Here is a 13748-nt window from a genome sequence, read left to right as displayed (position 1 = left end):
TGTGGTGGGATTTGTGCGTTTTCTGTATTTTTAAGCACATTAAAAGAAGCAGAAATACGCTTTTTTTGCAAAATGAGTTAGTTAACATGGAAAATTGCTAAGTTTAACTCACTAAGGCTTACTTGGTTTTAAACCTCTTTTAAAACGGCTGTAAAATTAAAAATAATGAAATGGACGACTCAAGGATGAACAAAGGATTATTAAAATCGTGGAATGACGATAAAGGCTTTGGCTTTATTAAATCAAGCACACTGCAACACGATACCTTTATACACATATCATCGCTCAAACATATGAGCCGCAAACCTAACGTGGGTGACATTATCTATTTTGAAGTTGCAACCGAGCCTAACGGTAAAACCAAAGCTGTAAATTGCCGTATTGAGGGCGTATTAGTACTACCACAAATAAAGGCTTCAACAAGGCCGATTAAAATAAGCAAAACGTCACGTAAAAACTCACCGTTAATGAAACTTATAACGCTTGCCATTATTTTTAGTATTGGTTTTAGTGTGTATAAAACCGGTTTTTTAAATACCAAGCAAACACCAGTCGTGACTAATGCTAACTTAGAGTCATTTATGCCCGCTAGTTCAAACTCAATTACTAAAACACCACCAACATTTCGTTGTGATGGCCGCCAACATTGTAGCCAAATGACGTCCTATGCAGAGGCATTATTTTTTATTCAACATTGCCCCAATACCAAAATGGACGGGGATAAAGATGGCGAGCCCTGTGAACGGCAGTTTGGGAATAGGTAGTTTTTCGATAAACCAAAAATTTGGTTGAAGCCTGTTAGGTGGAATACGATTTTTGATAATACAGCTATAAATAGCTGGTGGAAAAAAGGCACGATAAGGTGCTTTAAGTTAAGCTATATTGAATTAACTGTTAAACACCATGGAGGATGTTATGTTTAAAATAATAATTGGTTGTGCTGTCATATTTTCGTTTGTTTGCATGTTACTCGCGGCCGCACCTTTTACGCCTGCGATATCAGGATCATTTATTATGCTGTTGTTTGCAGGAGCTATTGGATACAAGGGCTACCTGCAATCAAGTTTAATACTGCTGTTAATTAATACGCTGGCGGTTATTGGTAGCCCAGCTACAGATATAGACAACACTAATACATTACTGTTTTTACCGATATTATTTTCAATCTCATTTGGCGGTGTTTTATTAGGCGTAAGAAAGTTAACTTTAAAACACGTTTTGTAGACGAGAGTTTTGCCCACGTTTGAGGTAAAGCGTTTGTTATTAACCTATAAGGTGTAGCAGCGCTTTGCTCCCTTTGTGAAGATAGCCTTTCACATTGTTTGTTTCCTCTAACAGCAAAGCGTCTCTTAGTTCTCCTTGTGAATAAAGCTCTTATGTTTAAACCTAATATGGTATCAAATAGTTGTTACAAACTTAGAATCAAAGCGCTTCAAAAATGGCTGCAATGCCTTGCCCGCCACCAATACACATTGTGACTAGCCCATATTTGCCTTGAATTCGTTTGAGTTCATACAAGCATTTAGTTGATAAAATTGCACCCGTTGCGCCAACAGGGTGGCCTAAGGCAATTGCACCACCATTCGGGTTTACCTTATGGGCAGGAAAGTTTAATTCGTTTGCAACGCACAGTGCTTGTACTGCAAAGGCCTCGTTAGATTCAATTACATCCATGTCGTCAATGGTTAAGCCTGTTTTTTCAAATACGTGTTTTACCGCAGGAATTGGGCCGGTGCCCATTAACGAGGGATCAACGCCCGCTCTGGCATAACCTATTAATCGACCAAGAGGTTTTAAGCCTTGCTCATTCGCTTTTTGCTCAGACATGAGTACCAACATGGCTGCGCCATCGTTTATACCTGATGAGTTTGCTGCGGTAACGGTTCCATCTTTTTTAAAGTAGGGCTTTAAGGTAGCGAGCTTCTCGGTTGTGGTATCGGCTCGCACGTGTTCGTCAGTATCAAAAATATGGCTGCCACTTTTTGATTTGATTTCAATAGGGAGTATTTGCTGTTTAAAATGGCCTGCAGCAATCGCTTTTGCTGCTTTGTGATGACTTTGAGCTGTGTAAGCGTCTTGCTGGTCGCGGCTAATAGTGTATTTATCTGCAATGTTTTCAGCGGTTATTCCCATTGGGTTATTATCCCATGGGTCTTGTAATGTGGAGGTGAGTTCATCTTGCATGATGCTATTACCCATTTTTTGCCCCCAGCGATTACTTTCGAGGGTATAAGCTGAGCTACTCATGCTTTCAGCTCCGCCAGCAAGGGCTGCATCTACATCACCTAATTGAATTTGTTGTGCGGCTTGTATAATGGCTTCAAGGCCAGAGCCACATAATCGGTTGAGAGTTACTGCGTGACTACTAATAGGTAACCCCGCATCTAGCCCAATGACTCTTGAAAGGTATGCGTCTTTAGGACCGTTATGAATTACTTTACCAACTACAGTTGAGTCAACTTGGTTGGGTGATAGCTTGGCTCTGGCTAGTGCTTCTTTCGCACATAGAGTGCCTAGCTCGGCGGGCGTGAAATTTTTAAGGCTACCACCAAAGCTGCCGATAGCGGTACGAACTGCGCTTAATATAACTACGCTATTGTTATTAAGTTTTGTCATTATTTTCTCTTCTTATTTTTAAACTTTATTCGCTTTGTTATAAATGAAGCTACTTAAGAACCAAAGGGATCTAAATTTTAGGTAATTCATCAAAACACAATTAAGCAATAAACAAAAGTAACAGCCGTATCCTGTTTGTTAATAAAGCCTATCAATTTATTTGAACATATAGATAAGTAATATGGCTTTTTCTAGATTTTGAAATAATTTATTTAGTTGGACTCTCATTTTAACGATAACCCAATGTTTAATTTATAAATAATAAATAAGTAAGACAGCCACCTTAATTTTTGCATTTTACAAAGCTAAATACTAAGTTTTAATTAGTGTGAAAAATAATCATGGTGCCGCTACAAAGTATTATCACTGTATTTCACGTTGTGTTCGCCGAGCATTTTTATGTGGTGAAGACTGCTTTACAGGAAAGTCTTATGAACATCGCAGAGGGGGAAAGGCAAGTTACTTGCTTTAGTCGCAAAGACATTTTGTATTTATATATGTGCTAACGCCGTAATGAATAACCAGCAAAATGTAGCAACGTTAACAACAGCGAAAAACTACTGGCCAGTACTTATACCCAGCTAAAACGTCAAATATTGCCCCAAGGCAAGGGTTTGCATGTCAGTAATTTTGGATTTGTAGAATAAAAGCTTCCCAAGATAATTGTAAATGTAATTTTGAATGAGTTTTAGGCGGTAAATTGATTTGATCTGAACTTATTTGATGCTATTTTTAGGTGATTTTAAAATGGGGGTGTCATTTTTACTTGTTACACCGCTTCGCGGCATCAAAATTGTCGTAAAACTCAGCGTTAGTTCTCAAGGATGAAAATTTTGAAAATAATTGTAGTTTGCATTTTACTCGTATTGTTCGTGTTCTATTGGATTCGTCCACTGGCTAACCCTGACATTACAGAATATTATCCTCCAATCATATATTCTGATGAGACCTATTTTTCAATTACGATCCCTGTGGAAATTGATTTAAAGGATGGTAAGCGATCATTCACAGAGTTGTTTAATGCCTATGGTTTTAGCGGCAATGGCCCATCTATAGAGCAAGTTGTGAGAGCAAATACACATTTTGCATCTGTTCAATTTGATAGCGAAGGTGATGCATTTGTTATGTATACGTCAAATGAAGAGCAGTATTTGTCGATTTTAAATGAACTACGCTGTATGGAAGAAATTGCCTGTTTAAAAAAGTGGGTTAAAACCGCGCGATGGGTGTTGATTAAAGAGTGAGAGCAAATCGGATAGCCAGGGTCTCTAACATCAAGCCCCAGACTGCTCATCATGCGCTTTTTATTAATAGCAAGTGCAATGGGCGGCTCATCTCCCATCATGAATATTGATCCAAATATCTCTCAATGACACTAAACCTTGTGACGCTAAATAGTCATTGCCTAGCGCAATGTTAATGCCTTTTGTTTTTGAGCTTTGACAAGAGCTTTCGCTTCCAAGCGCCTACTTTTGGTACTGGTGATACCACACTATATGGATATGGCGAGTCGATCACTAACCTTCAACTTGATTAAACTGCGTATCTAATTAGTGCGTACTATTTTTATAAAAAGCACCACTGTCGCCTGTAACACATTATTACTAAACGGGGGATCTTGTGTTCTAAACCCACGGTTAGTCGATAAGCGTTGGAAGACTGCAAGTAAGTTACATCGACAAAATGAAGCTCAAAAAGACAGCTCAATAGGGCGATGAAAGCTTTTTATTTAAGGAATGGTAAAAGGTTAGGCTGTAATTGAGCCTGTTTGCTTGTAAGTAAACTGTGCAATATTACAGTTAAAAATGCATGAATAAATTGACCTTACTCGGAAAAACAGAAAGTAATGCTTTCATTGCATTATGCGGCAACTTTATTGTCTTGTTCATAATATAGAAAAGCTACTTGCTTAAAACGTCAACCAAACAAAAAGCTGCGCATTGCAATAATGCACTTTTTAGTGTGTTTGTTATTTAGGTTTTTTATCATGAGTTGTTTATTTGCATGATAAATTGAGAGCATGTTAGGGGACACAGTAAAATTACCAGATAAAAATCATGTTTAGTCTGAGATTATTAAAAGTGGGTGTCTATTTTATTGTTATGGTGGGTATTGCTAGTGGTTAATACTAGTCGTGTTAAGTTACTGACCATTTATAGCGACAGATAAATACAGTGATAACAAGGCAGGAATTTTGACATGTAGTTGTTCTCGGCAATTGCTCCTGCATTGCTCTACCTCCTGCATCCATGCAGTCGTACATAAAAAATCACTAACGCAGTCAGCACTTTATTTAGCCCGCTAGAATGGTTAAATATTTAAGTCGATTGGTATAAGGTATGGCTGAGTTACTCTCTTCACCCCACCACTTTATGGTCGAATTAACGCGTTACGTTAATTTTCAATTTAGACGTTAAAAAGCCAGCGATGCTGGCTTTTTTTGTGGGGTAAATTTGATAATGATAAACAGGAAAGTTATGAATTACCTGAACCTTGGGTAAGGGATTTATTATCCTAAGTTCAGATTAATTACAGCCTTTTTGAATTGGTTGTGTTGTGACATTTACGACGAAGTCATTGTAGTCTCTGTCGTTTTGATCTTCCCAATATTGCTTAGTACCACTGGCTTTATAGGCTGTTTTAAGATTGTTTGCATTACCGTTCACGGAAAGTACGTAAACGATTGAATCACTGGCTTTAACGTCGTAATAACCTGATGCTCCATGCTCATCTAACAATTTAATATATTGGTTATTAACCTTAATACCCCAATCATTATTATAACCAGAATTTTCAGAGATAAAAGAGTAACTGATCCGTGTGTAATTCTCGGCAATACACTGAGCATCATCATTTAAGATAGACGCTGGTAGAGAACTTGAACCAGTTACATTAAGCTGAGCAACGGCATTGACGGTAAAGGTTTTAGTTTCACTATAGTCATCGTTATCAATTGTTGGGATTGTAAATGAAGCAGTTGTTTCACCTGCCGCAATAGTAATGACTTGATCAGAGAAACTGTAGTCGCTACTTGTTGCTGTTCCTGCTGAAGTCGATACATAAATATCACTATCTTGTTCATAACTATTGCTTAGCTCTAGTTTATAAGATAATGCGCTACCTTCGTCTACTGAATCAACAATCGGTACAATAGTAAAGCTTGGAATATCTGACGCGGTGCAAACTGGTGCATCGTAGCATGCAACTGATTCGTTAAAATTAGTTGCTAAATCATTTAAACGTACTGGAAAATCTGCAACATGGCAGGTATTACCAGTGTTTTTATTTACTTTGTACAACTCAGATTTATTAGAATGGCCTAGATCAGTTAAAATAGTTCGGCTTAATACAATATCACCTTGCTGGTTAAGTGCAGCGCCTGTGACAGTCGTTAAGTTGTGATCAGATAATTTTGTTGCCGTAAGTTCCTGCACATTCACAGTATATAAACTTGTACTGGTGACTAAGATTAATTCACCATTTTTAAATACCATGTCACCACGCCAGATACCTTGGTCATTTTCAAGGCCTGTAATATTTCCAAGTAAAATTGTTTCGCTAGTTTCAGGATCGATCGCGTATAGCTTATCTTTATATGATCCAAGTAAGCGATTATTTTGTTGGTCATACACTAAACGATACATGTTACTTGTTCTGCCAACTTCAACATGTTCGTTTGTATCTAAATCAACATAGGCCAATTTGATGTACTTAAACTTACTGCCACTAATAGGTAGAGATTTGAGCTCTGTTGAATTAAAACCTAAGTGCTCAACATCTACTTGATATTCAATAGGGCGAGGTGCTGAGATGTAATACAAGCGATTTGTTTCCGGAATATGAGCAAGCGCTGAAGAGCTGTATTTAGCTCTAGAATGTGCTTGAGTTTGTTGTGTATATTCGTCTAGTTTAAATATAATACCGGTGTCACCGCGTCCAGCATTAATACCATAAAGTTGACCGTTACATTGGTTTGCATGCGCAACTTGCAAAGATGAAAGGATAGCAACAGACAGGGTTGTAATTTTTAGTGTTGTTTTCATTTAGAGTAGGCCTTTTAACGAGGATCCATTGTTACAGCTATAGTTAGTCTGAGGTAATTACAATTTGGTTTATAGCTGCCTATCCTTGTTCCCAAAATTGTATTGCTTAATTCCTATAAGCCGAGCGCATCCGTTATTAACCTCAAAGTATTGTACAATTATCCTAATGGTTGATTACAAAAGCAACATATCTTAACAAGCGGTTGGCATTTATACACGAAATGCTGGCTAAATTGAGGTGTTTTATAATACTAAAGACTTAATTTTGTATCTTTAACGGGGAATTTTAAGTTGTGGCTATTTTTGTTCACGAGCAAGCTGGTTAGGTAATAACTGTTCAATGATTTCACGTGCAGGTAACGTATAACGCACACCATCAAACATAACAGATGTAAATTCATTAATGCTAGTAATACCTGTAAGGGTCCAACCTTCACCGCGCTTTGGGCAATACACTGTGGTTGTAGGTTGTATTACTTTAAATTCGTCATTCATAATTAGCTCAGTTATTAACTTGTATGGCGGGTATCTTAAGGGAATAATAGCGGGCTTTAAAGCCGTAATTTAATTTTATTTATGAACAATGAGTTTGCACTAAGTCGAATCACATTAAAGCCAATTAAGCATAGGGACTGTAGTGCGTTGTGGGCTATTTTGTCTGAGCCGTTAGTTGCTCAGTTTAATGACTATGCAGTGCCACTTACGCGTGATGACGTAAAACAACTGATCCAAGATGATATTACTGGCATGTATGAAGGAAATACGCTGCGCTTTGGAATGTACTTATTAAATACGTCGACCTTGATTGGCTGCATTGGTTTATATGATATTGAAGAAGATACTGCTTGGTTAGGTTTTGAGTTGTCTCCAAATTATTGGGGGAATGGGTATATGTCTGAAGCATTAGCATTCTTGCTAACAAATATAAAAGCCGTTGTTAAGCTGTTAGGCAATGAGTTGAACATTACTAATTTAAAGGCTAAAGTGGCGGTAGAAAACACCCAAAGCCAGCAATTACTTCGCCGTTTTAAATTCACTCATGTAGCGAGTGAACAATGGGCGTATCAACTGTAAATCATACTTTGTTACATAACGGTAGTTTAATTAAAATACAGAAAGGGTATTGTTTTTAAAACAATCTTTACCTGAAAGCTATGCTTCTATTAAAAAAACTTAATCGCACTGCAATCATAATTCTATTGAGTATAGCCGCCTTCATTGCATGCACTATTGTCATTTATAAATACAACGCGCATTACAGGTCAAATTTTAAAGACATCACAATTTATTCGCAGGTATTGGATGAAAATAGGAAAGTGTTTATTCGTTTACCTAGCAATTTTGAGCCAAATAAACGCTACTCCTTGATCATTAGAACCGACGGTAACTTCAATCTTACGCAGTGGGATTCAGTGATGGCTGAGCTACCAGCGCAGCAGGATACAATTTTGGTATCGATCCCCAATCAATTTTGGACCTTTACTAGAAATCGAGATTTAGTCCCACCGTATGCACGCCAAGATGTGAATACCCAAGCAAGACCAGCAAGTGAAAATTCACCAGAATTATTTGGTCAAGCTGATCAATTTTTGGCTTTTATTGAAGGTGAGTTATTACCGTATTTAGAATCACATTATAAGCTAGATAATAATCGTGTTTTGTCGGGCTATTCAGCAGGAGGGAGTTTTGTTTTATACACTATGAGTACAAAGCCTTGGCTGTTTAACGGTTATTTTGCATTTAGTCCGGCTGCTTGGTACGACGATATGACCGTTGTAAAAGAGTTTGATCGATTCTTATCGCAACGATGCCTCAATACAGACGATAACATACCGCTGTCGCTCTATATAACAGTAGGAGGCGCCGAGCATCCTTTAATGTTAAGTGCCTTTGCTGGTCTTAATAATAGCCTTAACATATATGCTAATGATATTATTTGGAATAGCAGAATTAATGAAGGTTTAGAGCACAGGGAAAACCACGGTGCATAGTGTTAAGCAGGCACTCGATTTCTATAATTCATCAATAAACTAATATGCTTAACTAAATAATAAGACAGTAATAAACCACAAAAGAACACATCATACTATATTTGTTAAATAAGATAACTCTGCATAAAAAGTTATTTTCAACTAAAAGCTATCAAGAAGAATCATGAGCTTGATAAATCAAAGTTAGTAATTCGATTAAACGTATCACAAGAGTTATGCTTATTTGGCTATGGAGGGATCTTCATTGATACAACGACAACGTCTTAAATCAAAAAATATCAGTAAACAGTCGGTAATTGCAGCGAATTAGTAGGGGTTCAGAAGGTGAGTTTTATTTACACACTAACGACGTTTAATTTATCAATAGATAAGTTACAGAGTTTGCACTTAACCATAGAAAATCGCTATTACTTTAAGTTAAAAGCTTAAATTTAATGCCCAAAGTGAAACACACCATGAAATAAGTTGTCGCTAAAGAATAGATATTTTGCTGGTGAGTTGACGTAGCATTTTTTCAGGTTCTGGCGCAGGTTCATTTAATCCTGAAATAATAGTCATAAAATAACAATCTAACATCACATTTGCTTTTATATCGTCAAACTCTTGCTGTTCATCGAACAGCCGTTTTTTAAACTCACTCATTTGCTGTTCAAAAAAATCGGCTTGCCAAATCATATCGCTTATCAATATTTTACTAAATTCAATGTTATTACAATAAAATTCAAATAACGGTAGGGCATAGTGACGTAACTTAAGCCTTGGTGCATGTTGGCGATCAGTTAAACTAGCCTGATGAATGATCGTATCTATTTGTTGCTGCATTCCTGCTTTTAGTAAGTCGATTTTATTTTCGAAATGACTAAACACTGTACCAACGGCCACATTAGCCGCTTTTGCGATTTCTCGTGTAGATGTATGAGCATAACCTTGCTCTAAGAATAACAGCCAAGCCGAGGTAAGAATTTTATTATAGGTTTGCGTTTTTTTATTCATTGTATATCAATTGATTATATTTAACTTGTGATAGTAAAGATGAAGTTACTTGAAAAAGTGACTGCGCTCAATTATATTTATGAGCGCGCTCATTTAAGCAAGGAACTTATATGAACTTTATCAAACAAGTTATTGGTTACGGACTATTTATCCCATTTATTATTTTTATTCTTACATGCTAGGACCATTACTTAAAGCAATTTTATTACCGGGGGAATTTTAATGTTATGGATAATTTTAGGACCTAAGGAAGGTTATTTGGCTTTGACAAAAGCGTTTGCAACTAAAGGTAAAGCAAAAAAGTGTGATCGCAGCGGGTGGTTAATATTAGCAAAACAGGCTGATTAAATAATCAGCCTGTAAGTGTTCTAGTTATAATGTGTAATGAAAACCAAATGCAATGCCATCATCTTCTGATAGACCCATTTGATATTCTTGCTCTTTATCGGCACTTGAAAAATCACTAAAGTCTTTACGTGCTTCAATATAAAAAATCGTATCTTCGTCGAATAGATAGTGAAAGCCAAGTACTGTAAATTGACGTTTAAAGTTGTCATTAGGATCGGCGTTAAAATTTGGCTGGATCACGTAATCTGTTCCAGCATCATAGAGGTTATATGCAATGAAGGTACGAATGTCATTATCAAACTTATAAGATAATAATGACTCTACCCCAATCGCGTCTTTGATCAGACGGCCTAAGTTATCGGTATCATGATTTTCATTTTTGTTGATATTTGCGGCAAAATAAAGGCCATCATTGTTGAAATTACCCCAAGTAACACCTGCGCCATAAATAAAATCATTAACAGACTGAATACGTCCTGCTGCGTAATTTACGGTTAGTTCACCGCGGTTAAACCAGGCAGTAAGTTTTAAGTCGTCGCTTACAGAATAGGTAACGGCTGCCCCATAGGTTGAATTAAATTCTACTTGTTGAGCAAGATCACTGCCACTTTCCCACAATGTCTGGCAAGCAGCTTCTGAAATGGCTTCAATATCGCAGGTATAAAAATCATTATTTTTAAATTGCACTTGAGTTGCAATACTAAAATCACCAAACGTATTACGATACTGCAATAACTTATCACCGCGCCCGGTGCCATTAATTGCACCATCGTCTTTGTTGTAGGTGTAAACACCGGCTGCATTACCATCCCAAACTAGGCTATAGTTAGTACTATAAACTACGTCGTACCAAGCCCCCATTGTTTACCTATTGTCACTTGGCCATATTTTTCATGCGCTATACCTATATAACCAAGTCGGTTATATAAAAATTCATCTTGAATAGATTCAAAGCGGTTGTTATAGATGATATCGCTACTGCCAACAGGGTTTACACCCCATTCTAATAAGGCTAAAGCTGACCACTGATCTTTTAGTTTGCGGCTAAAATCAAAGCTAATCCGTGATGCACCATTAACTATTTCAGTTTGCCCTTGTGTGTGGATTATTCTGGCGTCAATAAAACCACCGATGGTTAAATTGTTTTTTCCGTCATCATAAACTTCAACAGCGTTTACGCTCGGTGCCATCAAAGCGCTTGCGATAATGACCCCAATTAATTTTCTATTCATTTGATATTGCCTTGTGTGCTATCTATCATTGTCCTTTGGTCGCGCAGACTAACAAAGCTAAATTAATGGCTAAAGTGAAAAAATATCATTAAAAAATGATAGAGGAAATTTGAATTGTTAATTTCTGTTCCTTTTTTGTCCGGCGACAAAATGCGAGCACAATAAATTGATCCAAATTAGCTTATTTTAATGCGTTGCAGCTATAGCTCACAAAGCTAATAATTCATGGAAAAATAGGCCTATTTGGTTTACACTCCAGCCAATTTTATTTCTTTGATTTTCCCCGTTGGAGGGTAGCGCTATCATCAGTACAGCTAACATCACCATGCAATTTGGTGCTAAACCGTTATTTGAGAATATTTCAGCTAAATTTGGCGAAGGTAACCGTTATGGTTTAATTGGCGCAAATGGCTGTGGTAAATCAACATTTATGAAAATCTTAAGTGGGGAATTGGAACCGTCAGCTGGTAATGTAAGTACTGATCCAAATGAACGTGTTGCTAAACTAAACCAAGACCAGTTCGCTTACGAAGAATATTCAGTTATTGATACTGTAATAATGGGCCACAAAGAGCTGTGGGCGATTAAACAAGAGCGTGATCGTATCTATAGCTTGCCTGAAATGAGTGAAGAGGATGGCATGAAGGTTGCCGATCTTGAAACTGAGTTTGCTGAAATGGATGGCTATTCTGCAGAATCTAAAGCCGGCGAGCTACTAATGGGCGTAGGTATTGCAACTGATCAGCATTACGGTCCGATGTCAGAGATTGCTCCTGGTTTTAAACTGCGAGTGCTTCTTGCGCAAGTGTTATTTTCAGATCCAGATATCATGCTACTCGATGAGCCAACTAATAACTTGGATATTTATACTATCAAGTGGCTTGAAGATGTACTGAATCAACGTGATTGCACAATGATCATCATTTCCCATGACCGTCATTTCTTAAACTCTGTATGTACGCATATGGCTGATATTGACTATGGTGAATTGCGTATTTACCCAGGTAACTATGACGAATATATGTTTGCAGCAACGCAAGCTCGTGAACGCTTATTAAGTGAAAATGCCAAGAAGAAAAATCAAATTGCCGAGCTACAACAGTTTGTTTCGCGCTTTTCAGCTAATGCATCTAAAGCAAAGCAAGCAACATCTCGTGCCAAGCGAATTGACAAGATTCAATTAGATGAAGTTAAAGCATCGTCACGTCAAACACCGTTCATTCGTTTTGAGCAAGAAAAACAGTTATTCCGTAATGCCCTTGAATTAACAAACTTAGGCCAAGGTTTTGACGATATGCTGTTCACTGGCCTTGAAGGCTTAGTTGAAGTAGGCGAGCGTATCGCTATCATCGGTGAAAATGGGGTTGGTAAAACAACACTGTTAAATACTTTAGCAGGTCGTTTGGCACCGAAGCAAGGCGAGTTTAAATGGTCTGAAAACCACAATATCGGTTATTATGCGCAAGATCATGCTGATGAATTTGCCACCGATATGAACTTATTCCAGTGGATGGAGCAATGGCAGCAAGAAGGCGATGATGAACAAGTTGTTCGCAGTTTCTTAGGCCGTATGTTGTTCTCACAAAATGATATTAAAAAGTCTGTAAAAGTAATATCTGGTGGTGAGCAAGGCCGCATGTTATTTGGTAAGATTATGATGCATAAACCAAATATCCTATTAATGGATGAGCCAACGAACCACATGGATATGGAGTCAATAGAAGCATTAAACCTTGCGCTAGAAGCATATGAAGGTACGTTGATGTTTGTATCTCACGACCGTCAATTTGTATCCTCAGTTGCAACCCGTATTTGGGAAATCAAAGACGGCAAAATAATTGATTTCAGAGGTACTTACTCTGAATATTTAGCCAGTAAAGAAGGCTAAAGCTCAATTTACATACTGATCAAAAAGCCATGCTAGTCATGGCTTTTTTGTTACTCGATATTCGCAATTTAACAATTAATACGTGTATAATGACCGCCTTTAATGCGGACATAAGTCCGCTATAGGTATTAAAACCATTACTGAGGAGTATTTATGACTGTTGGCATTATTATGGGTTCCAAGTCAGATTGGCCAACTATGGAACATGCGGCGATCATGCTAGATAAATTTGGCATCGCTTACGAAACTAAAGTTGTATCGGCTCATCGTACTCCTCAACTACTCGCTGATTACGCAAGTTCAGCAGCAGAACGTGGTATTAAAGTAATTATTGCCGGTGCCGGTGGTGCAGCGCATTTACCAGGTATGGCCGCTGCTTTCACATCGTTACCAGTATTAGGTGTGCCGGTTAAGTCTAAAACGTTAAATGGCATTGATTCATTGCTGTCGATTTGCCAAATGCCAAAAGGTGTTGCAGTAGGTACATTAGCAATTGGTGAAGCTGGTGCTGCAAATGCAGGATTATTAGCTGCACAGATTTTAGGTTGTCAGCAACCGGAGATATTTGCCAAAGTTGAAGCGTTCCGTAAAGAACAAACCGAAACTATTTTAGCTAACCCAAATCCAGCAGAGTAAT

At 37.6% G+C, this 13748-nt stretch carries 11 protein-coding genes and 2 pseudogenes; 8 read left to right on the top strand and 5 right to left on the bottom strand.

The features are described 5' to 3' along the window. The first annotated feature begins 185 nt into the window (after positions 1 to 185). Entirely contained in the window at positions 186 to 764 is a 579-nt protein-coding gene (locus P4S61_RS17805) for a cold shock domain-containing protein (RefSeq protein WP_337118782.1), read from the top strand. 151 nt (positions 765 to 915) lie between these two features. Further along, positions 916 to 1224 carry a DUF6419 family natural product biosynthesis protein gene (locus P4S61_RS17800; RefSeq protein ID WP_145233324.1) on the top strand — a complete coding sequence of 103 codons (309 nt, stop codon included), beginning with the start codon at positions 916 to 918 and terminating at the stop codon, positions 1222 to 1224. 198 nt (positions 1225 to 1422) lie between these two features. Here the strand turns inward: P4S61_RS17800 and bktB are convergent, their stop codons facing one another. After that, positions 1423 to 2616, bottom strand: a complete 1194-nt coding sequence (gene bktB / locus P4S61_RS17795) for a beta-ketothiolase BktB (RefSeq protein WP_337118781.1) — start codon at positions 2614 to 2616, stop codon at positions 1423 to 1425. A 322-nt stretch (positions 2617 to 2938) separates the two neighbouring features. Here bktB and P4S61_RS17790 point away from each other — a divergent pair. After that, a pseudogene (locus tag P4S61_RS17790) lies at positions 2939 to 3150 on the top strand (hypothetical protein); the annotation flags it as partial. A gap of 338 nt (positions 3151 to 3488) precedes the next feature. Then, positions 3489 to 3860, top strand: coding sequence for a hypothetical protein (locus P4S61_RS17785; protein WP_182758789.1), 372 nt, complete (start codon positions 3489 to 3491; stop codon positions 3858 to 3860). A 1281-nt stretch (positions 3861 to 5141) separates the two neighbouring features. Here the strand turns inward: P4S61_RS17785 and P4S61_RS17780 are convergent. Together P4S61_RS17780 and P4S61_RS17775 are read right to left on the bottom strand one after the other, a co-directional pair. Further along, entirely contained in the window at positions 5142 to 6659 is a 1518-nt protein-coding gene (locus tag P4S61_RS17780; RefSeq protein ID WP_337118780.1) for a hemolysin, read from the bottom strand. Between the two features lie 297 nt (positions 6660 to 6956). After that, complete coding sequence (locus P4S61_RS17775; protein WP_145233335.1) at positions 6957 to 7154, bottom strand: hypothetical protein; 198 nt, start codon at positions 7152 to 7154, stop codon at positions 6957 to 6959. Positions 7155 to 7235: 81 nt separating this feature from the next. Between P4S61_RS17775 and P4S61_RS17770 the strand changes: the two genes are divergently transcribed. Both P4S61_RS17770 and P4S61_RS17765 read left to right on the top strand, forming a co-directional pair. Continuing rightward, complete coding sequence (locus tag P4S61_RS17770) at positions 7236 to 7733, top strand: GNAT family N-acetyltransferase (protein WP_182732081.1); 498 nt, start codon at positions 7236 to 7238, stop codon at positions 7731 to 7733. Between the two features lie 242 nt (positions 7734 to 7975). Further along, positions 7976 to 8650 (top strand): alpha/beta hydrolase, encoded by a 675-nt coding sequence (locus P4S61_RS17765; RefSeq protein WP_337118779.1) that lies wholly within the window; start codon positions 7976 to 7978, stop codon positions 8648 to 8650. Positions 8651 to 9121: 471 nt separating this feature from the next. Here the strand turns inward: P4S61_RS17765 and P4S61_RS17760 are convergent, their stop codons facing one another. Next, a complete protein-coding gene (locus P4S61_RS17760; protein WP_145233339.1) occupies positions 9122 to 9643 on the bottom strand; it encodes a TetR/AcrR family transcriptional regulator in 522 nt (173 codons plus the stop codon). 372 nt (positions 9644 to 10015) lie between these two features. After that, positions 10016 to 11223: pseudogene (locus P4S61_RS17755) on the bottom strand (porin). A 301-nt stretch (positions 11224 to 11524) separates the two neighbouring features. On the opposite strand from P4S61_RS17755, the gene P4S61_RS17750 reads away from it, so the two are divergent. Beyond that, positions 11525 to 13111 carry an ABC-F family ATPase gene (locus P4S61_RS17750; RefSeq protein WP_145233417.1) on the top strand — a complete coding sequence of 529 codons (1587 nt, stop codon included), beginning with the start codon at positions 11525 to 11527 and terminating at the stop codon, positions 13109 to 13111. A gap of 153 nt (positions 13112 to 13264) precedes the next feature. After that, positions 13265 to 13747, top strand: a complete 483-nt coding sequence (gene purE / locus P4S61_RS17745) for a 5-(carboxyamino)imidazole ribonucleotide mutase (RefSeq protein WP_145233343.1) — start codon at positions 13265 to 13267, stop codon at positions 13745 to 13747. Position 13748: the final 1 nt, after the last annotated feature.

Origin of the sequence: Pseudoalteromonas sp. B160, from assembly GCF_037162485.1 — a bacterium.
In the GTDB taxonomy this organism is placed as follows: Bacteria; Pseudomonadota; Gammaproteobacteria; order Enterobacterales; family Alteromonadaceae; genus Pseudoalteromonas; species Pseudoalteromonas rhizosphaerae.
This window is presented reverse-complemented; position numbering and strand designations above follow the sequence as displayed.